This window comes from Chitinophaga terrae (ex Kim and Jung 2007), assembly GCF_900107795.1.
GTDB classification, from domain to species: Bacteria; Bacteroidota; Bacteroidia; order Chitinophagales; family Chitinophagaceae; genus Chitinophaga; species Chitinophaga terrae.
Map to the genome: position 1 here is coordinate 23172 of NZ_FNRL01000031.1, position 26661 is coordinate 49832.

Genomic DNA, 26661 nt, shown 5'->3' on the forward strand with positions numbered 1-26661 from the left:
TGCAGTTTAACCAAATAACAAAAGGACGTCAAAACGTCCCTTCTGTAATACTGTCATTCATTTTCCATTAGTCCTGATACGTAGGAAGACTAAAGCTCTTTATTCTGATTTAATACTCTTTACAGGATCCAGCATGGAAGCCCTGATCGACTGGTAACTCACCGTAATGACACTGATAACTATCGCCGCTACTCCAGCCAGCACAAATACCAACGGCCCAATACTCACCCTGTACTGGTATTGGAGCAACCAATTATGCATTACCCAGTAAGCTACAGGGAACGCGATCAGCATAGCGATCATAACCAGTTTAAGGAAATCGATAGACAGCAACCTGGCAATGCTGCCTGTTGTAGCGCCTAATACCTTCCTGATGCCTATTTCCTTGGTTCGGCGTTCGGCGGTATAGGCAGAAAGACCAAATAATCCCAGGCAACTGATGATAATGGCTATCAGCGCAAAGATGCGCGACAGCTTCTGCATCAGCATTTCGTTCTGGAACATGCCATTGAACTGTTGGTCTGTAAAGGTATAAGAGAAGGGGTAGGCAGGATTGTATTTTTTAATCACTGCAGCCACCTTGTCCAGCGACTGGTCTGGAGGTAACTTGGCATTGATACGGGCAAAGATGGTATTGGAGCCCGATGGGATGCCGAAGAAGATCACCGGATCAGGTTTGCCAAACATATCCCCGTATACATAGTCTTTTACGAGGCCCGTTATTTCCAATCTTAACTTATTGCCATTGCCATCACTCATGTATAGCGATTTACCGATAGGACTGCCACTACCCAGTTGCCTGGCCATGGCTTCATTGATCATTACGTGGCTGCTGTCGTCGGCATCCCTGGTAAAATCTTTTCCTTCCAACAATGTCATACCGGTAGTGGCCAGGAAATCAGGGCCGATCTGCCGGATAGAAGTGATGGTTTTTAAGTTGGCAGGTTTGCCGTCCCAGGTTATTTCATCAGTGCTGTTGCCGTCGTACAAGGGGTTGTAATCTGCCAGCGCAGCCTTGTCAACCACTCCCGTGTTGTATAACTCCTGGCGGATAGCCGGGAAGCTTTTTACCAATCCTTCGTTGATGTCTATTGAAACCAGGTGCGATACATTGAATCCAAGGTCCCTGGATTTCACATGCTGTATTTGCTGGTATATAATAACCGTAGCAATGATCAGCACAATGGAGATACTAAATTGCGAAACAACCAGTCCGCGGCGGATAAATGCAGCGCCGCCGGTTTTGATCTTGAACCCTTTCAGGATCAAAACGGGATTGAAATTGCTGAGATATAAAGCAGGGTAGCTGCCTGCCAGCAGGCCGCAAACTACTAATAAAGTTAAAATGGCCAGTAAATGAACAGGGTTAAGCAGGTGCAGCGACATGGTTTTTCCTACCAGCGCATTGAATCCTGGCAGTACCAGCAATAACAAAAGTATAGCCAGCAGCGTAGCTAAAGCCGCCTGGATGAATGATTCGCCCATAAATTGTTTCACCAGGGCGCCCCTGCCTGCTCCCAACGCTTTCCGTACCCCGATCTCTTTCGCCCTCTGTTCGCTGTTGGCAGTAGCTAAGTTCATAAAATTGATACAGGCTATCAACAATATAATACCGGCAATGATAAGGAACAGGCGAATATAGACAATGCGGCCGCCCGATTGCACGCCGTCTTTGAATGCGTTGCGCAGGCGCCAGTCTTTCATGTTAAGCAGGGCAACAGTAGTGGTGCTGATATTGGGTTGCGCAGAAATGATCTTATCCAGCTTGCTTTTGATCTGGCCCAGGTCGGCTCCCGGTGCAGTCTGTAAATATGTTTCCAATGAACAGTTATCCCATTTTTTTAATTTTCCGGGATCTTCGAAGGCATCTGCCAGTGGTGCAAGCCATTCGTACCTGATGGTAGTATTATCCGGAATATCTTTTATCAACCCCGTAACTGTGTAGGCTTCGCGGTTTGAAACAACAATCGTTTTACCGACAACGTTAGAAGTTGTTTTGAAGAATTTTGCAGCCGTCTTTTCTGTAACGACCAGCGACCGCGGATTGCTGAAAGCCGTAGCAGGAGAACCCTCCAGGAAATGGCATTCAAATATCCTGAAGAAGGAAGTATCTACATACTTCCCACTGCTGTACATGGGATTATTATTATAGTTGAACAGGGCGGTAGTGGCGCCCTCTGTACTCCTGCAATAGGCAGTAACGCCCGGGATCTCTGCGAGGGCTGCCGGGCCTACAGGACCGGAGGTAGAAGTATAGGTCCGTATTTCGTTGTTTAATGACCAGTTGAATTTGACAAGTTGGGTATGGTCCCTGTCTTTGTAGTAATTATTATAACTAAACTCATCTTCTACCCATAACAAAATCAGCGCAGCACATACAATCCCGATACTCAACCCGAAAATATTCAGGAAGCTATAGGTCTTGTTCTTTCTGATATTACGCAATGCTGTTTTCAGATAGTTTATAATCATAAGGAAGTTGACTTTGCCTGGTTGATGCCAAGAAGGTGCCAGCTTGCGAAAGTACTGAAAACAGGGCGTTTTACCTGGAAAAGATAAGCGGATCTGTCCAGTTCTGATACAGTAAATGTCCAGAAACGGACATTAGGCGCGGGAGTTTTTTAACAACTTATCCAATTCCGCAAATACGGTATTGGCATAAAATGTCCGGATATCTACAGGGTCGCTGACCGATTTGGGTGTGATCTTGCCTGCTTTGGCAATTTTATGGTTATAAGCGATAGCATAAAAAGCAAACACTTTTTCAATTCCCAATTCCGGAACCGGAGAAGCATAACCCGTTATACCCAATGCCCAATGTGATATAAAATAGCCGCAGCAATTGGCGGAAAGTACTTTTGCGGTATCGGGAGAAACACAGTTGCATGCTTCCCCATGAATGGGATCTAAACCCAGGTGTTTCACTTTTTGTCCAAGATTGTACACAGTTATACCGCCCTGGAAATAACTGGTTGCCTGCCCGCCCGACGATAGTCCTGTCTGCAACAGCCCGGCTGTTACACTTTCAGCTACTGCGATGGTTTCCTTACGGGTAATGAGTTTCTTGCCGATTTGATCTATGAGTTTTAGGTCGAGGTTTATCATGCCTGTGCCTGCGCTAATCTTATGCCAACCTTTGGCATAGAGTTTTGGTGCTGAACGTTTGAAACTATTAGCTGATGACACAAACAGAAAGAATTGCTGAATTCGCAAACTCCGTATCCTTTAACGCTATTCCGTCTGCCACGATCGACAGGCTAAAACTTCACCTGCTGGATGCCATTGCTTCATTCGTCTGGGCGCAGTTCCAGGAACTGCCTGCTAATGTAAAGAAAGCTTTAACTGCTTTATCGCCCGACGGCATTATGCCCGCAGACCATCTCGCCCAGCTTTACACTACTTATATCAGGTATCCTGATTTTATGGATAACTTCCTGGCTAAAGAATCTACCTGCCATCCATCCGATAATATCGGTATCCTGCTGGCAGCCGGCCATCTGGAAGAGATCCAGGGAAAAGACTTTCTCACCGCTATGGCTATTGCTTATGATGTGGAATGCCGCCTTACCGAGCTTTTTCCTGTAATGATCGAAGGGTATGATCACACAGTACTGCTGTCGTTCTCTGCAACTGCGGGAGCGGGGCGACTGCTGGGGTTAAGCAGGGAGGAACTGACGAACGCCCTCGGCATTGCAGGCTGCAGCTTTAACCCGGTTGTAACGTCAAGAGCTTCTTATACCAGCCAATGGAAAGGACTGGTTTCTTCGATGGTCAACGCCGGTTGCATGAACATCCTCTCCATTGCCAAACAAGGGATCACCGGGCCTGAAAAGCTCTTCGAGATCCCCGAAAAAGGATTGAACGCTATCTATAAACAACACCTGGATGTGGATTGGTCGAAGGAAGATTTCAGCATTATCTCCAGGTGCTCTCTTAAAACCTTTAACGCCGAAGTGCATGCGCAATCAGTGCTGGAACTGATCTCCGAGCTGGCCGCCGCTCACCGGTTCGCTGCGGGGGAAATAGAGCAGGTAGATATCACTACTTTCCTCACCGCCTACCATATTATCGGCAACGGCGAGTACGGCGATCGCACTGTAGTGTATTCCAAAGAGCAGGCGGATCACAGTCTCCCTTACCTGGCAGCTGTTACGATCCTGGATAAACAGGTATATCCGCAGCAACTGATCGCCGACCGGATCACCAGCCCGGATGTGCAGGAATTATTGAAGAAAGTAAAGGTACACACCGGTTTCCCGTTGCATAAACCCGTGAAAGTGGCAGGGATGCTGGACCCTTACACCTCTGCGTACCCGGACAAGGTTAAGTGCAAAGTGGAAATAGTGCTTAAAGATGGAAAGAAGATATCTGGAGAAAAGGAAACCTATAAAGGCTTCTATTCAACGCCTTTAACGTATGAGGATGTGCAGCAAAAGTTCATTAAGCTGAATGAAAGTTATGTAGATAGAGAGTCCGCTAACCGGATCTTTACGCTGGTAAGCAACCTGGAGAACGCTTCCGTAAAAGAACTCCTGGACGCTATCAACTTCAGATAACAACGTATATGCCTGTAGGTTAGGTGTGGCGTTTGTTTCCAACTCGCTTCTGAAAAAGGGAAGTTTTTGCCCAAAAACGCCGGAGCTTCCGGCATTCGTTGAACGCCAGGATAGACGCCCATGGCGGAACACTGCTGAAATAACAATGCCGGACTGCTTTTTGGACCGTGTAGTTATAAAAATTTCGCTTATGTTTTATCACGTAAAAGAACTTCAATTTGATGCAAGGGTTTCTAAACCCGATCCGGCATTTGCTACCTTGTTATTGGAACAGTTCGGTGGGGCAAACGGCGAATTGGCCGCAGCACTGCGATATTTCGGGCAGGCTTTCGCAGCCAGGAAGCCATTCCCTGATAAATATGATTTGCTGATGGATATCGCTACGGAGGAATTCAGTCACCTCGAAATCGTCGGAGCTACCATCCAGATGCTGCTGCAAGGTATCAACGGCGACCTGAAAAGAGCTGCCGACGAATCAGAGATCATGGCTTTGCTGGATGGCAAGAAAGCAAAGGAGGAATTCATTCACCAGGCTTTAGTGGCGCCTCAAACACTGGTTTCGTCTGGCGGCGGCCCGGCTTATACGAACAGCCAGGGTGTTCCCTGGTCGGCGGCTTACATTAATGGCGACTGTAACGGCGACTTAACCGTGGACCTGCGCTCCGATATCGCTGCCGAATCAAGGGCTAAGATCACGTACGAATACCTCCTGCAGTTTACAGACGATCCGTATGTTAAACAAACCCTGAACTTCCTGATGACAAGAGAGGTAGCGCACTTCCAGATGTTCGAAGCGGCGCTGGAATCCATCCAGCCAAACTTCCCTCCGGGCGTACGCCAGTCAGATCCGCGTTACAGCAACCTGTATTTCAACATGTCCAGCGGTGCAGACATTCGCGGACCATGGAACGAAGGCGAGTCTTCTCAATTAGGCGAAACCTGGCAGTTTATTGATGACCCTGTAAGATACGTGATGGAAACCAACGGGCTTACCAACCTGGAACCTAACGGAACTCCAAGGACCGTTAAGGGAGTGGATAAGCTGGATAAGGAAATGAGCGAAACAAGAAGCGAGGAAGTAAATATGGCCGTGCCGATCGGAGAACAGGCATGGAGTCAGCATAGTATCGATCAGATGGAAAGTCCTGCTAAAGGAACTAAGAAAAGAAACAGCCGCTCAAATGAATAGATTCAATATAGTTTATTACACAGACCCCTTATGTTGCTGGAGCTGGGCCTTTGAGTCCACGCTCCGGCAATTAAGGGAGTACCTGAAAGATGATTGCGAGATACGTTATTGCATGGGGGGCATGCTTGCCTCCTGGAATACCTACCAGGATACATTGCTGATGGTGACAAGACCTGCGCAGATGGGACCTGTATGGATGCAGGTCAGACAGGTGACAGGAGCAAAGCTCAATGAAAGGATATGGCATTTCGACCCGCCCGCTTCTTCCTATCCCGCCTGTATTGCGGTAAAGTGTATGGGCCGCCAGTCGAAGAACGCGGAAGAGGAATATTTGTACAGGCTGCGCAAAGCAGTAATGCTGGAAGAGAAGAATATCGCGAAACCCGAAGTGCTGCTTCAGCTGGCCGAAGCGCTGGATAAAGAGGCGCCGGGCTTATTCGATCTGCCACTCTTTAAACAACAATTAACAGATGAAACTACTATCAATGCTTTTAAAGCTGATCTCAACGAACGGAAGGAAAGAAACATTTCCCGGTTTCCGAGTTTATGGATATCGACGCAGGAGGATGAAAGAAAATCTTTATTGATTACGGGTAACCGACCGTTTGAAGCGCTACAAACCTTGATTCATCAGTTTTAAATCGGCCAGCATTTCCATGTACAGGTCGAAAAAGGTCGAGGAGATCCTTGCCGGTTTCCCCGTCCTTGTTTTATCAGTTTGTTGGCTTGGTAGCTTTAAGGGAAAACAACAGAGGGATCTTATTTTCCAGGCCCGTGATCTGGAAGCTGCCGGGCTCAACTTCTGTCATGGTACGAAAACTATGATAAGGAGAAGATTTGTGTTCGTTGAAAAATTCGATCGTTAACCCTGCTTCGATCAGCGAATTCAGGATATCGCTGATGCTGTGATTCCATCCATATTCCGTATCATGAAGGTCGGCCGACCTGTCGGCATACGTACCACTGCTTACTTCTTCAAATGGTTTCCCTTCGTTGAAATAGGGGTACTGGATATGGGTGAACATGTTGTCAAACATCCAGACGATAGGATGAAAGTCTACTATGTAGAACATAGCGCCCGGCTTCAGCCGTTCTGCTATTACATTCGCCCACTTTTTCAGATCCGGCAACCAGCCAATAGTGCCATAGGATGTAAAAACAATATCAAACTGTTCCCTGATGTAAAGGTCTGTGTCATATACGTTGGCGCAAACAAAACGACTGTTCACCTGCAGCTCTTTAGCCAGTTGATTGGCCTGGCTGATCGCCTTGTCTGAAAAGTCCAGCCCTGTGGTGATAGCGCCTTTCCTTGCCCAGGAAATCGTATCCATACCAAAATGACATTGCAGGTGCAGTAATGTTTTTCCACTCACATCGCCCACTTCCTGCAATTCTACGGCATTCAGAGAAGTACCGCCGGCTTTGAACCTTTCAACATTATAAAAATCTGAAGCTACATGTACATCTACTTTATTGTTCCAGAGTTTTTGATTCGCTAAAAAATATATATTAATGTCTTCCATCTTTTAAAAATTAAAATGAATATAGGTTAATAAAGAGGGCTGTTGAAGGAAGTTACTTTTTCTGCCAGTCAGCTTTCTTTATCTCATAAATAAAGTTGTGACGAGGCGGTTCGCCGTAATAAGACATTTCCTTCTCATCTATCTTTTTAGCGCCTATCCTGCCAATGGCGATCTGCGACCTCAGGTTGTCGGCGCCAATCACAAAATATACTTTGTCAACATACCGGAAAGCATAGTCCAGCATCAGTTTTTTAACCATAGGGTTAATACCTGTTCCCCAGTATTTAGTAGAGTAGAAGGTATAACCTATCTGAATGCTGTTGTCGGCTTCGTCGTAATCATAAAACCTGGTAGAACCGATAACGACATCGTTCGACTTGTCAATTATCTTATACGCACCTTTGCTTTTAATGGCGCCTTCAAAAAAATTCCTGAATACCTCTTCCTGCCAGCGGTCTTTGTTCGGGTGCTGCTCCCAGATCTTTTTGTCGGAAGCTACGGCGTATAAAGAGTCGAAATCACTTTCCTGCAACGGAAGGAGCTTGATTTTGTCATTTTCCAGGATGGGTTGAATGTCGAATTGCATGGATGTTTGATTTGACACGAAGATATTTAATATTCAACTATCTGCCTGAGATGGTGCTCCATGTGGTTCACATAGTCTTCCACTATATAGTCGAGCGTGAAGGGAACGCCTTCTCCGCCTATTCCTTCGCGGTTTAGCGCAGAAGCAGGAAGATGTTGCAATATGCCTTTCAGGAAAAGATTATACTGCTTCCAGGTATCGATCAATAGCTTTGTTTCCTGCAACTGGTGATAGCTGTAGTAATTCCAGTCGTTCTGCTGGTAACGGATGGTAGGCGTACACTCAAACTGTATCCTGACAAACCGTTGATGGTTATTGGCGGCGCTGTCAATCAGGTGCCCGAGTATTTCTTTCCTGCTCCACTTTTCGGGACTGCTTTTAAAACTCCATTGTTCTTCGGGAATAGCCGCCAGTTTCGCGGGAAGGTTTTCCAATATCCAGGTTAACCGGTCCAATGAGGGATGAAGAGCTGTTGACATACGATTATTTTTCCTGTAAGTTACTAAAATCTATGGTGAGCGGAGATGAGGATTTTGGGGAAGAAGATAGACGGAACGGCCCGGGAAATATTTGACTTCCCGGGCCGTTCGATTATTTCTTAGGCTTAAATACCCAGTAATAAAGCGGCGGGATCAGTGCCGGTGTAAACAGCAGGGTAAAGGTAAGTCCCCCGATAATCACAGTGGCCAGCGGCCGTTGTACATCCGAACCGATACCAGTACTCAGCGCAGCGGGAACCAGGCCGATGATCGCTACCATCAGCATCATCATGATTGCCCGGTATTGCTCTACCGACGTTCGTTCTACGGTATTGATCAGCGGATCGTTGCTGATGAGCGTTTCCCTGTTCAGCGCCGAAACCAGCAACACCCCGGCCATTACAGAAATACCAAAGATGGAAACGAAACCCACACCGGCCGAAACATTGAAGTGATAACCCCGTATGAACAGCGCCACAATTCCTCCTGCCAACGCTACCAGGATGCAGCTCATGGTAATGAATGTCTGCTTCATATTCTTGAACAGCATGAAGAGGAATACGAACACGATGACGATTGTAAGCGGGATGGTGAACGCAAGCTGTTTGCCCGCCCGCTCCAGGTTTTCGTACTGGCCTCCGTAGATAATGGAATAACCTTTGGGTACATGAACGGTTTGCCCTATCCGATCCTGTAATTCCTTTACAAACGAACCCTGGTCGCGCCCTCTCACATTCGTGCGTACTGTTACCATTCTTTTGCCATCGATACGGTAGATATTCGTTTGCCCGTCTATAAACTTAACTTCCGCCAGCTGATCCATCGGGATAAGGGCGCCGGTAGCCGATGGCACCTGTAACGATTTAATGGCTTCGATCGTACTCCTGTACTCGGGCAGGTAACGGATCACGATATCGTACCGCTTGGTGCCGTCGTACAACGTGCCGATAGGTTTGCCTCCAATGGCCGCTTCTATCATGGCTTGTATATCGCTTACATTAATAGCGAACCTCGCTGCATTCTCGCGGTTGATATTGATCGCCAGCTGGGCCTGCGTACCTTCCTGCTCAATGTTCACAGATGCTGATCCCTGCGTGGCTTTTACGATGGCAGCAATACTGTCGGCTTTCCGCCGCATCATCTGCAGGTCGTCGCCCACTACGGAAATCGCGAGGTCGGCGGCGCTTCCGGTAACAATTTCCATTACCTGGTCTATAATCGGTTGCCCGGAGTTGAACGAAGCGCCCGGAATACTTCTTTCCAAATCGCTTTGTATCCGCCTTACCAGTTCCTTTTTGGAAATGGTATCGCTCCATAGCTTATAGTCCTTCAGGCCAACCAGTATTTCCGTCCTGTTGGCAGGGAAGGGGTCTGTTCCATCGTCGTTCCGGCCTGTTTGCGTGATCACGTAACGTACAGGGCTATACTTACTGATGATGGCCCTGATCTGCGGCGCTATCTTCGCATTTTCCTGTATGGTAACGCCGGCGGGAAGGAATGCGCGCATGAATATAGATCCTTCATCCAGTTCCGGTAAAAACTCTGTACCTAACCTTGTTCCTAATCCTACCAGCGCCACGATAGCCAGGCCGGCAATCAGGATGGTCCGTTTATACGATTTAAGGAAAACAACCAGGGTCCGGTGATACGAACGTTCGAAGAAGTTCAGCACCGGGTTTTTATGCTCCTTCATTGGCGCATCCGTTGAAAGCGCCTTCCTGTAAGCAAAGGATATCAGTACCGGGATGAGGGTAAGGGCGCAGATCATGGCGCCTATCACTGCAAAGGCCAGGGTTAAGGCCATGGGAGAAAACAGTTTTCCTTCTACCCGCGTCATCATCAGGATGGGCGTATATGCGAGGATGATAATGGTAACGGAGAAGAAAATTTCCCTGCCTACTTCCTGTGCGGCCGCCAGCGTGATCCCGATAATACCCGTCCTCTTCTCTTCAGGCGTTGCACTCCTGTACCGCCTGATCAGGTGCTCGGCCATTACGCAGGCGCCGTCAACAATGATCCCGAAGTCTATGGCGCCTAAGGAAAGCAGGTTGGCGGGTATTCCTGTAAGCCGCATGAGTATAAATGCGAACAACAGCGAGAAAGGAATAGTGGCGGTTACTACCAGCGCCGATCTTAAACTTCCCAGGAAGAACACCAGTACGATCACTACGATGCTGATACCCATAAAAAGGGTATGCGACACGGTTTCAAGGGAATGGTCAATTAGGAAGCTCCTGTCGTAAAGCACGCGGAGTTTCACCCCTTCCGGCAATTCCGTTTCGCTTAACTCGGCTATTTTGCTTTTAAGGGATTTCAGTACTTCGCTGGGATTTTCGCCCCTGCGCAAAAGGATGATCCCTTCGGGAGAGCCGATCTTGTCTATGCCCTCATCAGGAATAGAATACCCCAATACGCCGGATGGAGGAGGAGGCGCTATTTCTACCGTTGCCACATCCCGCACATAGATAGGCGTACCGCTAACCGCTGCCAGTACTATGTTCTCAATATCATGTTCTGTTTTAACGGCTCCAAGCCCCCGTACGGCAAAGCCCTGGCCCCCGCGGGCAATTACATTGCCTCCCGTATTAAGGTTGTTTTTCTGCACCGCGTTGATCACATCTTCCAACGTGAGGTTATACTTGCGAAGTTTGGTAGGAGAGGTGAGTATATGAAACTCTTTTAACGGCCCCCCGAACGTTGTCACATCAGCAATGCCCGGCACCTGTAAAATAGCAGGGCGGATCACCCAGTCCTGCAGGTCGCGCAGCTGCATGGCGGTATAATTGGCAGGCGCTTCTACCACGTACCTGTAAATTTCACCTACTGCCGTGGTGAGCGGCGCCAGTTGCGGGGTAACGCCATCCGGCAGGCTGATGGAAGATAACCGCTCTATCACCTGCTGCCTGGCAAAATAATCGTCTGTTCCATCCTGGAAGGTCAGCTGTACAACGGAAAGTCCGAAGATGGTACGGCTTCTCCTGTCCAGCACCCTGGGCACATTGTTAAGCGCCCGTTCTATAGGAATGGTCACCTGCTGCTCTACTTCTTCGGCCGCCCGTCCGTCGAACGGCGCCACTATAATTACGTTGGTATCTGCAATGTCGGGATAGGCTTCTATCTTCAGCTGTGTAAAGCACCAGTAGCCGATGGCCGACAACACGATGGCTGCTATGATAACAGCCCACCTGTTGCGCAGGGAAAATATCAGAATGTTGCGGATCATGCGTCTATCAGGTCTACTGGATGAGTAATAATAAGCCCTCCTTTATATTGTTCTCTCAATAATTTCAATACGGATAATACCTTCTCATCTTCATCTATAAAAACGATCATCATGGAAGGATCATCAAAGGAGAATATCTGGTTGGGTCGTTTGATCTTGTGGTTAATACCGAATCCCATCATGCCGGTGAATGCCGTAGCGCCTTTAACGTTATGCCGTAACAGGAACTGCATAATGAACTCATATAAGGGCTGTGAGTGGATCAGGTTATCTTTGTCTATAAAGATCTGTGCTTGTAGCATAAGACAATATTTTAATATCCGAATGAAAGTCCTTTTAATTGCATCGCTCCATCGGTGACCACCTGGTCGCCTTCGTTCAGGCCGCGGTATATGATGATCCGGTTATTGGCTTCCGGGCCTGATACCACTTCGCGGCGACGGAACGAATTATCTGCCTCTTTCGTAAACACATAGTTGCCGCCCTGTACGGTGATCAGCGCCGCTTTCGGAACTGAAAGGCTGTTACCTTCGTTCACCCCGAACCTTACCGTGGCAAACATGCCTGCCCGTAGTTTGCCGCCGGGATCGTCAACGCCTATACGTAATTTCACCATCCTCGTCACATTGTCTATCACTTCCCCTATATCTTCGATCGTGCCCGGGAATTCTTCGCTGGGGTAGGAAGTAAAAAGAAGCTTGCAGGCATTGTTCTTCTTTACTTTGGTCACCTGGTTCTCCGGCATTTCGCAGATGACCCAGGTTTTGTTTAACCGGGCGTTCACCAGGGCCTGCGGATCAAAGCCTGCCAGTTTGAGCTTTGATTCATGCTCTATAATGGAAGTGCGTTCGTTGATCAGCTCTGTCTGCGCCATGGCCAGGTCAGTTTCTGCAGATATAAGGTCTGTTTTAGCGTCTGATACGTCTTTACCCGTCCCCGCTCCATGAGCTGCCAGATCGCTGAACCTGTCCAGCTCTATTTGCTTTTGGGAAACGATTGCTTTACGCTGTTGCACGATGTTCCCCTTTTGCCGGATATTGATAATATGCTGCAACATAGCGGTATAATTGGCTGTGAGTTCCGGGTTATCGAATAACACCAGGTTCTGGCTGGGATTTTCTTTTGAATAGACCACGGTGGCCGCCACCATTGCAGGCGCTGTCAGCTCCGCGCTGATATCGGTTTTGGTAACGGCAGCTGTTTTGAAATAGCTTAAAGTAAGACTGTCGGGCGGAAACCTCACAACCAGTCCGCTGTCTTCAACCGTGGGTTTGGTGGATACCGGGGCGTTGGTTTTCTTCTGTTCATGACCGCCACAGGATATTGCCGTCCAGGATATAACAGCGAATATTAAGCTATAGACTGATGTTTTCATTCGTTGATATTTAACTGTGATCGATTTTCGTTTAGAGCACCTGGGTATATTGATTGATTAAACCGGTAACCGACAGGAGTTGCAGGTAATTCTTCCTGTAATTGTAAAGCGCCTCGTAATACATTTTCTGTGTATCGAACCAGGTTCTTTGGGCATCCAGGAAATCGATGATCGTAGTACCGCCCCTGGTATACGCATACTTCACGGATTGCAGCACGGTTTCCGACTTTTCAATAATGTTCCTGTATTTGGTCATAGTTTCCCTGCTCAGTTGAAAGCTTCTCCACGCATTCTGAACTTCCGTTTGTACCTGTTGCTGCAAAGCGCTGAGGGACTGTTCCGACTGTTGCAGTTGCAACCGCGATTTCCTGATCTCGCCCTGGTTCCTGTTGAAGAAGGGCAGGGGAATAGTGCCATAAATGCCCGCGTACTGGATAGTGTTCTGCGGGTTATAGATCACGCCCAGCTCCGGAACTGGTTTGGCCAGCGATCTTTGCAACCTGATATTGCTTTTGGCCGATTCAATGCTGCTTTGTACAACCTGTACATCAGGGCGTTGTTGCAGGGAAAGCTGCAGCAGGCTGTCTATCCGCGTTGTGGCGATATAGTTGATAGCAGTATCCTTTTCATTGATGCTGATACTGTCTGTTCGTCCTATCATCAGTTTGAGGTTCTGAAGTTCATTGTTGTAATCCTGTTCTGCATTCCTGTACTGAAGCTGGTACTGTTCCAGCAGCAACTGTGTTCTCAATAATTCGCTGGAACTGATCACCTGGTTCTTTAACCGGATCTGCTGGATCTTCAGCAGGCTGTCGATATTGTCTTTAGCTTCCTGGACCAGTGTCAGGTTGATCTTGTTGAACCAGACATCCAGCCATTTGTTGCCTGCGGAGGTAAGCACGTTCCGTTCAATATCTGCGTAATTCCTTTCGGCGGTGACAACATTCCTGTTGGCCACTTCCTGTTTCAGTTTGCGTTGTCCCGAGAACTGGAACTCCTTGGTCAGTTGCCACCAGCTCTGGTTATTATGGGAGTTATAGAAATTGGTTCCCGGCTGGAAATGCTCTGTACCCAGGAGCTGCAAGGTTTGGTTATTCAGGACCGGGTTAGGTCTGAGCCCTGCTGTGATAACATCCGATTGCGCGATGGAAATATCGAGACTGGCAGGCCGGAGGAACGGGTTGTTCTTCTGGGCTGCCTGCAATGTTTCCACCAGTGACAGGTTGTTTTGGGCGTGCAGGCTTGCAGGTATAACAGGTATTATACATGCAAGGAGTAGATAGCGTATTGATCGCATGCCTGGCTGTTGGGTTTATATTTGATGAATAAGTTTGTTGTGTTTGTGTATTCCGGACAATCGACTATTTCAGACCTGGTTGTTATGGGAACGTATGCCTGCCATTCTGGAACGGGGCTAAATATTTTTCTTTACTGAATTTAAATACAAAATATAAGACTGCAAAAGTAAGGTTGCTGAAAGCTGTTGGTTTGGTGCAGGAAAGGTAGTTGATACCCTTTTTGTTGTTGCTGTAGGTAAAGTTGATCATGCCTCAATTTTAAGAACCGGGAAGGGAGTTCCCGGTAGTTGCCCGATATTGTTAATCTACTGCAAAGCTAAGCTGGCAAGGGCTAAGAGGCTATTATATACCAGATAGAAAAATATTAGAATTTTATTAGAAAGGGTTACAGGTGTTTTAGTTTGATAGTAAACGTAGTTCCCTTGTTCGGAGTCGAAACTACAAATATCTGCCCCTTGTGCAGTTGTATGATCTTATGGGTGAGGGAAAGACCAATGCCATTTCCGTCAGCAAATGATTTGTTGCTTCCCCTGAAGAAAGGAGTAAAGATATCCGGCAGGTCGGCAGTGTTGATCCCAATTCCCTGGTCGGTGAATTGGAGTATAGTAAAGTCAGGTTCAATAATAATGTTTACGGTGTTCTGATGATCTGTTGAAAATTTGCAACCATTCTCCATCAGGTTCATGAACGCTACTTTCAACAGGTATTCATTACCCGATACTGAAATATTATCCGCATCATCAATTTCCTGTTCAAAAACTACGCTGATATGGTAATCCGGGTTGCTTTTCAATACCTGCTGCCGGGCGTCGAGCAGCACTTCGTCTATCCTTACCGGTTTGAATGTGATCTCCGAAGGGTCGTAGCTGGCTTTGGCCAGATCGAGCAGGCCGTTGGAAAGACGGGCCATCCTTTTGGCATCTGCCAGGGCATTTTTTATTACGGCTTTATATTCTTCCTGCGTCCTGTCCTTAATGGCCGAAAGTTCCAGTTCGGCGGTGATAGTGGCCAAAGGCGTTCTCAATTCATGGGAAACATTGGATACAAATTGTTTCTGGGCATCAAACGAGTTCTCAAGCCTGTTCAGCATCTGGTTGAAGGTAATGGCCAGTTCCGCTATTTCGTCTTTCCTGTTGCCTTCATCAACCCGCAGATCCAGGTTGGTAGCGGTGATCTCTTCTACGCGTTTCACCATCCTGGAAACGGGGTATAGGGCTCTTTTTGCAAAGAAACTGCCGGCTGCCAATGTGAGGATGATAGCAATGGAAAAACAGATGATCAGCGTGTATTTCAGTTTACGTAGTTTACCCAGCCCATATTGGTCAAACGCCGCGGCGGTAATGATGTATTGTTTGTTTGCATGTTCGTACAGGAATCCCACTGCCTGGAGCTTTCCTATATGGAAATCCAGTTCCTTCAGCCGTACGATGCTATCCAGCATGCCGGGAGTTTCCTTTACCTTGTCAATACCTGCGGCATCATGGTACAGGAGGTTGTGAGAAGTATCGTAAATGGCCACTTCCTCTTCTGTCAGGGTATTGGGAGCATTGCGGTGCAGCAGCTGGAGTACAGAAGGACTTACTTTCGCTTCCAGCCAGAGATTGGCCCTGTTGGCCGCCTGTAGTTTCAGGCGTTTGAAATACTCATCTTCCCGGTTCTCGGCATACGAAAGATAGGTCACGATCGCAAATGCAGCCAGCAATGTTGCAAAAAGCGCGGTAAACAATAACGTAAGCCTTAACCGTATCTTCATGGATCAGTTTTCTTTTAGAATGAAACCCAGCCCTGGTTTTGTATGAATTAATTTTACGGGGTGGTCTTTGTCTATCTTCTTCCTTAAATAATTAATATAAACATCAATAAAATTGGTACCTGTGTCAAACGTCGTATCCCATACTTTTTCAGCGATTTCGGCCCTGGTAAGTACCCTTTCCTTGTTGCGCATCATGTATTCGAGCAGCTTGAACTCTTTAGGGGTAAGGTTAATTTCTTTTCCGTCCCGGGTGGCTGTCATGGTTTGCAGGTTAAGCGCCAGGTCGGATAGTTTCAGGATATAGCCGTTGCTATAGCTGTTAACAGCATTGCGTTTGGTAACATTCCTTATTCTTGCCAGCAGTTCCCGGAAATCGAATGGTTTTACCAGGTAGTCATCCGCTCCTGCATCCAGCCCTTCTATCTTATCATCCGTTGTTCCCAACGCGGTAAGCATAATAATAGGCAAGTGGGGTCTTACTTCCCTGATCTGTTTGCAAAGATCCAATCCGTTTACCTGGGGAAGAATAATATCCATGATCACTACATCGTATTCGTTCTGTAACAGCAGTTTCCTGCCTATAGCCCCGTCAAAGGCTATTTCCACGGTGAACTGGTGCTCTTCCAGTCCCCGTTTCAGCAGGTCGGCCACTCTTTGTTCATCTTCTATCACTAAAATATGCATGGGCTGAATATTTGCAGATTGCCTGCAAGTTAACAGAAATTCCAAAACAAAAAGGGCCGGCCATTGGCCAACCCTTGAAACTATTATTGAATGAATATCTCACGGTAAAGCGGATACACCTGGTTGGAAGCTACATTGCAATGGCGCTTTCCAATGATTCCAGGCTTCCGTCGAACTGATCGAACCGATGGCCGTTGATAAAGAAACAGGGCGTTCCGTTCACTCCACTGCGAAGGCCCCCTTCATAATCTTTTTCTATCCGGTTTAGGAGTTCCTGGCTTTTCCAATCGGCCCTGAACTGTTCCATGTCCAACCCAATTTCTTCTGCGAAGTTCATGATATGCTGGATAGTCAGGTCTGCCTGGTTTTCGTAGATGATATCATGCATTTCCCAGAATTTGGATTGCCTGGCCGCCGCTTCTGCCGCCAGGGCAGCGGGCATCGCTTCGGGGTGCGATTCCTGGAGCGGGAAATTGCGGAAAACAAATAATAGGTTATGCTGGTGTTTGGCTATCAACTCCTTGATAATAGGGTAAGCCTCGCCACAACTTGGGCATTGATAATCGCCATATTCCACCAACACCCTGGGTGCGTGCAGGCTGCCAAGTGTATGATCCTGTGCGTTTACGGGTACTTTTAACATCGACATAATCTGTTATTGGTTTTTTGACTGATCAAGTGATTCCAGGGCTTCCAGTATTCCGTCTGCCCCCGGGTTAATGCCATCAGGCGATAAATAACTCCATTGTATGATCCCGTGTTCATCGATCAGGAACAATGCGCGCCTGCTTTCTCCTTCTTCCTCATTATATACGCCATATTGTTTTGATACCAATCCTTTGGGCTCAAAATCTGCCAGTAACGGGAAATGCAATTTCCGGCTTTGTGCAAATGCCATATGGCTCCATTTGCTATCTACCGAAATACCCAATAATACTGCCTTATGTTCTGTAAAAAGTTTTAAACTTTCGTTAAATAAACTTAACTCGTCGCTGCAAACAGGGCTCCAGTCGGCAGGATAAAAGGCCAGGATTACTCTCTGCCCTTTGAAGTCGCTAAGTTTAAGCCGTTGGTCCGGCGTGGAAAAAAGATCAAATTCCGGTGCTGGTGTATTTTTTTCTAGTATCATAACAAAAATTTGATGCTTATAAAATATCTGCAGGTCCTTTACTCCAGGTAAATTCTCCGAGATCTGTTGTTTGCTGATGGATGGGTACTCACGGTATTGACTACACTGGCGGAAAAACGACCGTGAATACCGGTTGGTCAACAACAATTATGCCCGTGTATCTCACCCGTGCCAGGTGAAAAAAATGCGGGTTCCGGACGCCATGAACCGGTTTTTCGTTCTTATTTAACAGGTAAACAAAGATGCCTGTTCAACGGTATAACGAATGCCCGGTCATTCCTGGATTTTAATTGATCAGCCGCCTGAAAATGCAACAGGTGATCATTAATCGCCCATCGCTTTTATAATAAAAGTTTTACATTTGCCTTATGCGATTTATCACCTTCATATTAGCATTCCTGGTCCTTTCGCTCAGTTGTATTCCCTGTGCGGATGGAGTGGCTGCTGGTATGCAGGGAGGAACAGAAATTGCACAAACCGGTCACCAACATCCACAGCATACGGACTATTGTTCCCCGCTTTGTATCTGCGCCTGTTGCGGTACCGTATCATTCATTACCGTTCATGCAACAGTAGAATGCCCGGTGATCCCCGTACCACGCAACTATATCGTATTCGAAACCTCATCAGTACAGGACTTGCCTCTTCCTGTATGGCAGCCCCCTCAGCTTAGTTAATTTTTATTTCTTATGTAGTAATTAGTTCATACGCCTGTATGAACATGACAGCCTGCGTCCTGTACGGATGCACTGAAGCCCAGTTAAAATAAAGCTTTCCGCATGTTAAGTACGATCATCCGGTTTTCAATTCAACATAAACTGATAATCGGGCTGCTTACCCTGGCCCTTGTAGGCTGGGGGATCTGGAGCGCCCGGCAATTACCAATAGATGCAGTTCCTGATATCACCAATAACCAGGTACAGATCATCACCAATACGCCAACCTTAGCCAGCCAGGAAGTAGAACAACTGGTCACTTACCCGATAGAACAAAGCCTGGCCAACCTGCCAGACCTGATAGAACTCAGGTCTATCTCCCGCTTTGGCTTATCAGTGATCACTATTGTTTTTAAAGAAGGAGTAGATATTTATTTCGCCCGTCAACTGATCGCGGAGAAATTAAGAGAGGCAGAAGAAAAAATACCTCCCAAAGTAGGGAAACCGGAAATGGCCCCGGTAAGCACAGGGTTGGGAGAAGTTTATCAATACGTGATCCACCCGAAAAAAGGCAGTGAAAACAAATACACGGCCATGGAGCTGAGAACCATGCAGGACTGGATCGTAGCCCGCCAGTTATACGGCACTCCCGGTATTGCAGAAGTGAACAGCTTCGGCGGACTTGTAAAGCAATACGAGGTAGCTGTAAAGCCCGACAGGCTGAAAGCCCTGAATGTAACGTTGCCGGAAATTTTCCAGGCGCTCGAAAAGAATAACGAGAATACAGGAGGCGCGTATATCGATAAGAAGCCGAATGCCTATTTTATCCGCGGCATTGGCCTGGTCTCTTCGCTGGAAGATATCGGGAACATCGTTATCAAAACCGCCGACGGTATCCCTGTATTGATCAGGAACGTAGCTACCGTGCAGTTCGGGCATGCGGTAAGATACGGGGCGCTGACCTACAACGGTGAGAAAGAAGCCGTAGGAGGCATCGTAATGATGCTGAAAGGCGCGAACAGCGCTGAAGTAGTGGGGCGCATCAGGGAAAAGATGGAAACCATCAAAAGCTCCCTGCCTGCGGATGTGGAGATAGAGCCCTTCCTCGACCGAACAGGCCTTGTAAACCGGGCAATAAACACCGTTAAACGTAACCTGGTTGAAGGGGCGCTGATCGTTATATTCGTACTGGTGCTGTTCCTGGGTAATATTCGTGCAGGCCTTATCGTTGCTTCCGCCATTCCTTTGTCCATGCTTTTTGCACTGGGCCTGATGAACCTCTTCGGGGTAAGCGCTAACCTGATGAGCCTTGGAGCCATTGACTTCGGGCTGATAGTAGATGGCGCCGTGATCATCGTGGAAGCGACTATGCACCATTTGGGCCTCAGACCTTCCAGGCGCCGGCTTTCACAGGCCGAGATGGATGAAGAAGTGTTCAACGCGGCTGCCAGGATACGTAACAGCGCCGCATTCGGCGAGATCATCATCCTGATAGTTTACATTCCTATCCTCACCCTTGTGGGCATTGAAGGAAAGATGTTCCGCCCGATGGCGCAAACAGTAGGGTTTGCGATCCTTGGAGCGCTTATCCTCTCGCTTACTTATATCCCTATGATGTCGGCCCTCTTTTTACCGAAGCAACACGCTGAGAAAGAAACCTGGTCCGATAAACTTATGGCCTGGTTGCAGCGGCATTATGAGCCCGTCCTGAAACAGGCCATTAAGCTGAAATACTGGGTAATAGGCGTTTCTGTGACATTGCTGGCTATCGCTATCATCCTGTTCAGCAGGATGGGTGGAGAATTCATACCACAGTTGCAGGAAGGTGATTATGCGTTCCATTGTATCCTGCCGCAGGGTTCTTCTCTTTCCCAGAGCATTGAGACATCTATGCAGGCAAGCCGTATCATTAAATCATTTCCGCAGGTAAAAATGGTAGTGGGTAAAACAGGATCGGCTGAAGTGCCTACTGATCCTATGCCTCCGGAGGCTTCCGACCTGGTTATCTCGCTGAAGCCGCGTAAAGAATGGCCGGTAAAAGAAAGCTATGAATCGCTCGCTTCCCGTATGCTGGAAGAGCTGGAGGCGATCCCCGGCGTGTTCTTTGAAGCCTCGCAGCCGATCCAGATGCGTTTCAATGAACTGATGACAGGCGTAAGGCAGGATGTGGCTATAAAAATATTTGGTGAGAATATCGATACATTGGCTACCCTGGCGCCAAAAGTGGCAGCTATTGTGCAGAAGGTAAAGGGCGCAACGGCGCCGCAGGTAGAACGGACAGTGGGGCTGCCGCAGATCACCGTAACATACGACAGGGCGCGTATGGCCGGCTACGGCCTGAATATCCAGGACATTAATAATACCGTAGCAATGGCGTTTGCCGGCAAGGCCGCCAGCGTAGTGTTTGAGAATGAAAGGAAATTCGACCTGGTAGTACGCCTCGACTCCACCAGCCGCAGCACGGTCGATGATGTGAACAATCTTTACATCGCGTTGCCCGATGGTACCCAGATCCCTTTAGACCAGGTGGCGAAAGTGGCTATTAAGGAAGGGCCGGCGCAGATCAGCCGCGAAGAAGGCAAACGCCGGATCGTGGTAGGATTCAATGTAAAAGGCAGGGATGTTGCTTCTGTAGTGGCAGATATTCAAAAGCAGCTGAAAGCAGCCAACCTTCTTCCTACCGGCTACTATTATACTTATGGCGGAACCTTCGAAAATCTGCAAGAGGCCTCCGACCGTTTGCGTTTAGCCGTTCCTGTTTGCCTGCTGCTGATCTTTCTCTTGCTCTATTTCACTTTCCGCTCCATGAACGAGGCGTTGCTCATTTTTACAGCTATCCCGATGAGCGCCATTGGCGGCGTATTTGCCTTATTGCTTCGAGGTATGCCTTTCAGCATTTCCGCAGGCGTTGGGTTTATCGCCTTATTCGGGGTAGCGGTATTAAACGGGATCGTGTTGATCAGCACTTTTAACCAATTGAAAAAGGATGGAGTAACGGATATGGTAGAACGAATTATCACAGGCACCAAAACCAGGCTCAGGCCGGTGTTAATGACTGCCGTGGTAGCCTCCTTTGGATTCCTGCCAATGGCCCTGTCGACCGGCGCCGGCGCGGAGGTACAGAAACCGCTGGCTACAGTAGTGATCGGAGGATTGATCACTGCCACATTGCTCACGCTTATTGTGTTGCCGTTATTATACCTGTTGTTTGGCGAGGGTAAGAAGATCAATATCCGACCAGCAGGGGGATTAGGCATAATAGCCGTGTTGCTCCTCGCTCCAGGAACTATCCAGGCGCAAACAAGAGTATCCGTGGATGAGGCGATCGGAATGGGAAGCAGCAACCTGTTGCTGGCAGCCAACCAGCAACTGATCAATAAGGGAAAGGCGCAGGTAAGAACTGCCAGCCTTATTCCCAAAACGGGCGTTTTTGCGGAAAACGAAGATTACCGGCCTTCAGATAAAACAGGCATCCTGAAAATTGGTCTTTCCCAAAGTATAGTATGGCCAGGATTGTATAAATCACAGCGCCGGCTATACGAAGCAACGCTGAAAGGATACCAGATCAGCGGGGAAGTAGTTGCCGCATCATTGAAAACGGAGATCCGCAGCGCATATTACCAGCTTTGGTTCCTGGAGGAAAAACAGAAACTCTACAACCGGTTGGATAGCATCTACCGTACGCTGGATAACGCTGCCAGGCTGAAAGTTAAAACCGGCGACAGCCCGGGACTCGACAGCATAGCGGCCAATGTACGGTCAAAAGAGATCAGGGTTTTGATCCGCCAGTTGGACAACGATATGCTGATCCAGCAACAGGAGCTGCAACGATTGTTGAATACTACAGAGGTGCTGCTGCCGGTGAACGGGCCGCTGGAGAAGATGGATTTTGTGGCAATGGGCAACGATAGTTTGCATCCCCAGTTGTTGAACCAAAAGCAGCAGGTAGAAATTGCCAATGCAGGAATATCGGTTGCGAAAAATGAGAACAGGCCTGAGTTCTCGGGAAGATTTTTCAATCAACGCCTCTACGGCAAACCTGATCCTTATGCCGGTTTTTCTGTAACCGCCGCTGTACCACTGTTTGGAATGGGTGCGTACAGGAACAGGGTTAAAACCGCCCAGGCGGAAGCCGCCTACCAGGCTTCTCAATACCAGTACGAATCGCAGCGCTTCGAAACTCAATTGCAACAGGCATTGCAGGAGGTGCAGAAGAACAGGAACCTGTTGCAGTTTTATGAAAGCGCGGGATTAATGCAGGCAGAAGAGATCATCAAAGCATCCACCCTGGCTTACAGGGCAGGACAGATCAGCTTCGCCGAACTATCGCAGTTCCTGGGCCAGGCCATCGATATTGAGAAAAACTATCTCGATAGCCTGAATGCCTATAATCATGCGGTCATTAACTATAATTATTTCATTCATCAATAATAAAAAATATGAGGTATATAAAGATTATTGCCTTATTTATTGCTGCAATAGTTTTCTTCTCCTGCAACAACAACCAGCCGGTAGCCGAAGGCCATGACCATGAACAGGAAGAAGGGGAGGAAGGACATACCGATTCCCTGTTCCTGACCCCGGCACAGATAAAAAGCATAGGCATTGAATTTGGAAGCATTCAGCATAAACAACTGACAGCTTCGCTGAGGGCCAACGGCGTATTGAAAGTGCCGAACCAGAACAAGGCTACTGTAAATACATTGTATAACGGTGTGGTAAAAACCCTGCTTATTCAAACAGGTAATACGGTGAAAAAGGGAGAGGTGATCGCCACTATTTCCAATCCCCAGTTTATTGCCGCGCAGGAAGAATACCTGGCATTGAAACCTAAGATCCTGCTGGCAGAACAGGAAGTAGCAAGACAGAAGGAACTGAACGAGGGCAATGCCGGTGCATTGAAGAACCTCCAGGCGGCATCAGCGGAATTGCATGCGCTGCAAACCCGCTCGGCTGCGCTGAAAGAACAGATCAGGCTAATGGGCATTAACCCCGAACAACTGAGCAATGGTAAGCTGGTATCCGTGATCGCTGTTCATAGTCCTATTTCCGGCGTGATCAGCAAAGTGACCGCCAATGTAGGCAGCTACCTCGACATCAACACCCCGCTGGCAGAAGTAGTAGACAACAGCCAGTTGCACCTCGACCTGTTTATCTACGAAAAGGACCTGCCCAAACTGAAAACCGGGCAACTGATCCACTTCACCCTGACGAACGACCCGGGTAAGGAATATGACGCCACTATCTTCTCGTTAGGCTCCTCTTTCGAAGGCGAGAGCAAGGCGATCAGCGTACATGCAAAGGTGAATGGCGACAAAACAGGATTGATAGACGGGATGGGCATCACTGCACTGATCAGTCTCGATAAAGCAGTAGTGCCGGCGGTTCCGGCAGAAGCAGTGGTCAACTACCAGAACCAGGACTATATTTTTGTTGTTACTAATCCTGCCGCTGCTTCCGGAAACAAATATTTTGAGCGGATACCTGTTGCCAAGGGTACAACAGATGTTGGCTTTACAGAAATAACGCCGCTGAAGGATATCCCGGATAGTTCAACGGTAGTTGTCAAAGGCGCTTTCTTTATATTAGCTAAACAGACGAATTCCGGCGAACATGAACACTAATCATTAAGTTATGGAAAAGATCAAGATCAATTTACATCTGCTGCTCCCCGAAGTGCCCGACGAACGCGATGCATGCGTGGCAAGGATCATCTTTATCATGGAGCATCATAAAGGTATTGACAAAGCGCACCTGGTACCGGCAAATGATGGACAGGATGCACAACTGTGTTTCCACTACAATCCCGACGAGATCACTTTGCAACAGATACAGCGCTTCGCACAGAACGCCGGGGCAGCCATCACAGGCAAATACGGTCACCTGACTGTGGAAGTAGCATATACCCGGGAGCTGGAAGATAAGGCAATAGAGGACCAGCTCCGCAAACAGGCCGGCGTTGCAGGCGCCGTTGTTTCTTCGACAGGAAACATCCGCCTGGAATTTGACCGCAAACAGACAGACAGCAAACAGCTGCTGGCAGCGATCAGGAAACAAGGACTGAAAGTATTGAAAGGAGAAGAGAAACATCATGATCATACGCACGAACACGGAGCGGACCATGATCATGAGGCAGAAGGCGGGGAAGACCACGACCACGGTCATGACCATGGCGGCGGAGAACCTGTATGGCCCGCTATCGTCAGCTTTGGCATGCTGGTATTGGGTATTGCTGCCGATAACTTCTGGCAGCCGGCTTTCTTCACCGGGATCGTCAGATTTGCCTGGTACGCACTGGCCTACCTGCCCGTCGGGTTCCCGGTAGCGTTGCGGGGTGTAAAATTGTTGCTGAAAGGAGACCTGTTCACGGAGTTCGTGTTAATGACCATTGCTACTTTAGGCGCTTTCTACATCGGCGAATACCCCGAGGGCGTAGCGGTCATGTTATTTTATACGGTAGGAGAACTGTTCCAGGATGCCGCTGTAAACCGCGCCAAACGAAGCATCAAGGCGTTGCTCGATATCAGACCTGATACGGCCGCTGTGCTGGTGAACGGAAGTTTTAAGGAAGTGCCGCCCGCCCAGGTGGAAATTGGCAGTACCATCCAGGTAAAGGCTGGAGAAAAAGTGCCGCTGGATGGCCTGATGCTAAGCGAGAGCAGTACTTTTAATACAGCCGCACTGACGGGCGAAAGCAAACCTGCCACTATCCGCAAAGGCGAAGCTGTGTTGGCTGGTATGATCAACCAGCAACAGGTGATCACCCTGGAAGTCACCAAACGGTTCAATGACAGCTCCCTGGCCCGTATCTTAACCATGGTACAGGAAGCAACTACCCGTAAGGCGAAAACAGAACAGTTTATCAGGAAGTTTGCGCGTATCTATACGCCGATAGTCGTACTATTGGCTGTATTGATCGCCCTGTTGCCTTATTTCTTTGTAGAGAATTACCGGTTCAACGATTGGTTATACAGGGCATTGATCTTCCTGGTGATTTCCTGTCCATGCGCCCTCGTTATCTCTATCCCGCTCGGCTACTTCGGCGGCATAGGCGCAGCTTCCAGTAAGGGCATACTGTTCAAGGGCTCCAATTACCTCGACCTTATCACAAAGGTCAACAACGTGATCATGGATAAAACCGGGACGTTGACAAAAGGAGTATTTAAAGTGCAAACCGTTGAACATGCAACCAGCGATAAAACGGAATGGCTCTCACTGGCCGCAACATTGGAAGCGCAATCCACCCATCCCATCGCGAAGGCGGTGGTGGAGTATGTTGGCGTAAATAGCGCCGATAAGGCCACCAATATCGAAGAAATAAGCGGGCATGGATTGAAAGGGAACGTGAATGGAAAAATGGTATTGGCAGGCAACATCAAATTGCTGGAACAACAAGGGATCAAAGTGCCCGATGCGGTAAGACAAGTGACAGATACCATGGTAGCAGTAGCCGTGGATAGTAATTACACAGGATACCTGTCTATCGCCGATGAGATCAAAGAGGACAGCAAGGAAGCGATTGAACAACTACATAAACTGAATATTCGCACTACTATGTTGAGCGGCGATAAACAGTCGGTCGTCGATAAGGTATCCGGATCATTGAAGATTGATAACGCCTATGGCAACCTGTTGCCGGAAGACAAGGTGAAAAAGGTGGAAGATGTGAAAAAAGTTCCGGGCGCTGTAGTAGCATTTGTGGGAGATGGGATCAACGATGCACCGGTACTGGCGTTGAGCGATGTGGGTATTGCAATGGGAGGATTAGGTAGTGATGCAGCTATTGAAACAGCTGACGTAGTGATACAAACCGACCAACCATCCCGGATCGTGACGGCTATCAATATCGGAAAAGCTACCAGGAGAGTAGTGTGGCAAAACATTGTCTTTGCCTTTGGGGTGAAAGCCATTGTATTGGTATTAGGGGCGGGAGGACTTGCAACGATGTGGGAAGCTGTATTTGCAGATGTCGGCGTAGCATTGCTGGCCATCGTCAACGCGGTAAGAATCCAGCGAATGTTTCACGCAGAGACGCAAAAGGGGCAAAGAGGCATAAGATTTTTTTTAAGAGACATAAGTTTTTTTAAGAAAAATATTAGGAGAAAGCAAAAATAAGCAAATCGGTTAAAACCGTTCATATACAGTGGTTTATAATGCGTGAGGCAAAATTTGGAAGTAGGTGTCCAACAAGTTTTGGGCTTGAAATGACG

General features: G+C 48.0%; 21 protein-coding genes. 7 read left to right on the forward strand and 14 right to left on the reverse strand.

The window, feature by feature from the left end; translation table 11 throughout:
- Positions 1–99: 99 nt before the first annotated feature.
- Entirely contained in the window at positions 100–2472 is a 2373-nt protein-coding gene (locus tag BLV62_RS23900) for an ABC transporter permease (RefSeq protein WP_089764992.1), read from the reverse strand.
- Between the two features lie 132 nt (positions 2473–2604).
- A complete protein-coding gene (locus tag BLV62_RS23905; RefSeq protein ID WP_089764994.1) occupies positions 2605–3186 on the reverse strand; it encodes a CinA family protein in 582 nt (193 codons plus the stop codon).
- On the opposite strand from BLV62_RS23905, the gene BLV62_RS23910 reads away from it, so the two are divergent.
- The 3 genes from BLV62_RS23910 to BLV62_RS23920 all read left to right on the forward strand — a co-directional run bounded on the left by BLV62_RS23910 (position 3180) and on the right by BLV62_RS23920 (position 6385).
- Entirely contained in the window at positions 3180–4556 is a 1377-nt protein-coding gene (locus BLV62_RS23910) for an MmgE/PrpD family protein (protein WP_089764995.1), read from the forward strand. The genes BLV62_RS23905 and BLV62_RS23910 overlap by 7 nt on opposite strands.
- Before the next feature lie 190 nt (positions 4557–4746).
- Complete coding sequence (locus BLV62_RS23915; RefSeq protein WP_089764997.1) at positions 4747–5745, forward strand: manganese catalase family protein; 999 nt, start codon at positions 4747–4749, stop codon at positions 5743–5745.
- Positions 5738–6385 (forward strand): DsbA family protein, encoded by a 648-nt coding sequence (locus tag BLV62_RS23920; RefSeq protein ID WP_089764999.1) that lies wholly within the window; start codon positions 5738–5740, stop codon positions 6383–6385. The genes BLV62_RS23915 and BLV62_RS23920 overlap by 8 nt, the downstream gene beginning before the upstream one ends.
- 73 nt (positions 6386–6458) lie before the next feature.
- Here BLV62_RS23920 and BLV62_RS23925 read toward each other — a convergent pair whose 3' ends face one another.
- The 12 genes from BLV62_RS23925 to BLV62_RS23975 form a co-directional block, all read right to left on the reverse strand.
- Positions 6459–7268 carry a class I SAM-dependent methyltransferase gene (locus BLV62_RS23925; RefSeq protein WP_089765000.1) on the reverse strand — a complete coding sequence of 270 codons (810 nt, stop codon included), beginning with the start codon at positions 7266–7268 and terminating at the stop codon, positions 6459–6461.
- A gap of 52 nt (positions 7269–7320) precedes the next feature.
- Positions 7321–7854 (reverse strand): GNAT family N-acetyltransferase, encoded by a 534-nt coding sequence (locus BLV62_RS23930; RefSeq protein WP_089765002.1) that lies wholly within the window; start codon positions 7852–7854, stop codon positions 7321–7323.
- Between the two features lie 26 nt (positions 7855–7880).
- Complete coding sequence (locus BLV62_RS23935) at positions 7881–8333, reverse strand: DinB family protein (RefSeq protein WP_089765004.1); 453 nt, start codon at positions 8331–8333, stop codon at positions 7881–7883.
- Between the two features lie 112 nt (positions 8334–8445).
- Positions 8446–11556 (reverse strand): efflux RND transporter permease subunit, encoded by a 3111-nt coding sequence (locus BLV62_RS23940; protein WP_089765005.1) that lies wholly within the window; start codon positions 11554–11556, stop codon positions 8446–8448.
- On the reverse strand, positions 11553–11858 hold the full coding sequence (locus BLV62_RS23945) for a DUF190 domain-containing protein (RefSeq protein ID WP_089765007.1): 306 nt from the start codon (positions 11856–11858) through the stop codon (positions 11553–11555). The genes BLV62_RS23940 and BLV62_RS23945 overlap by 4 nt, the downstream gene beginning before the upstream one ends.
- A gap of 11 nt (positions 11859–11869) precedes the next feature.
- Positions 11870–12931, reverse strand: coding sequence for an efflux RND transporter periplasmic adaptor subunit (locus BLV62_RS23950; protein WP_089765009.1), 1062 nt, complete (start codon positions 12929–12931; stop codon positions 11870–11872).
- Between the two features lie 31 nt (positions 12932–12962).
- Positions 12963–14228 carry a TolC family protein gene (locus BLV62_RS23955; protein WP_089765011.1) on the reverse strand — a complete coding sequence of 422 codons (1266 nt, stop codon included), beginning with the start codon at positions 14226–14228 and terminating at the stop codon, positions 12963–12965.
- 82 nt (positions 14229–14310) lie between these two features.
- Positions 14311–14478 (reverse strand): hypothetical protein, encoded by a 168-nt coding sequence (locus tag BLV62_RS28410; RefSeq protein ID WP_168927978.1) that lies wholly within the window; start codon positions 14476–14478, stop codon positions 14311–14313.
- A gap of 136 nt (positions 14479–14614) precedes the next feature.
- Entirely contained in the window at positions 14615–15982 is a 1368-nt protein-coding gene (locus BLV62_RS23960; protein WP_089765012.1) for an ATP-binding protein, read from the reverse strand.
- Positions 15983–15985: 3 nt separating this feature from the next.
- Complete coding sequence (locus BLV62_RS23965) at positions 15986–16666, reverse strand: response regulator transcription factor (RefSeq protein WP_089765067.1); 681 nt, start codon at positions 16664–16666, stop codon at positions 15986–15988.
- A 130-nt stretch (positions 16667–16796) separates the two neighbouring features.
- Complete coding sequence (locus BLV62_RS23970; RefSeq protein ID WP_089765014.1) at positions 16797–17315, reverse strand: DsbA family protein; 519 nt, start codon at positions 17313–17315, stop codon at positions 16797–16799.
- 6 nt (positions 17316–17321) lie between these two features.
- On the reverse strand, positions 17322–17795 hold the full coding sequence (locus BLV62_RS23975) for a redoxin domain-containing protein (protein ID WP_225889697.1): 474 nt from the start codon (positions 17793–17795) through the stop codon (positions 17322–17324).
- A 368-nt stretch (positions 17796–18163) separates the two neighbouring features.
- Between BLV62_RS23975 and BLV62_RS28175 the strand changes: the two genes are divergently transcribed.
- The 4 genes from BLV62_RS28175 (at position 18164) to BLV62_RS23990 (ending at position 26566) form a co-directional block, all read left to right on the forward strand.
- The gene (locus BLV62_RS28175) at positions 18164–18472 is read left to right on the forward strand and encodes a DUF6660 family protein (RefSeq protein WP_139170377.1); all 309 of its coding nucleotides are present in this window, start codon (positions 18164–18166) and stop codon (positions 18470–18472) included.
- A 102-nt stretch (positions 18473–18574) separates the two neighbouring features.
- The gene (locus BLV62_RS23980; RefSeq protein WP_089765015.1) at positions 18575–22882 is read left to right on the forward strand and encodes a CusA/CzcA family heavy metal efflux RND transporter; all 4308 of its coding nucleotides are present in this window, start codon (positions 18575–18577) and stop codon (positions 22880–22882) included.
- Between the two features lie 8 nt (positions 22883–22890).
- Positions 22891–24075 carry an efflux RND transporter periplasmic adaptor subunit gene (locus BLV62_RS23985; RefSeq protein WP_089765017.1) on the forward strand — a complete coding sequence of 395 codons (1185 nt, stop codon included), beginning with the start codon at positions 22891–22893 and terminating at the stop codon, positions 24073–24075.
- A gap of 10 nt (positions 24076–24085) precedes the next feature.
- The gene (locus BLV62_RS23990; protein WP_225889698.1) at positions 24086–26566 is read left to right on the forward strand and encodes a heavy metal translocating P-type ATPase; all 2481 of its coding nucleotides are present in this window, start codon (positions 24086–24088) and stop codon (positions 26564–26566) included.
- The last annotated feature ends 95 nt before the right edge of the window (positions 26567–26661 follow it).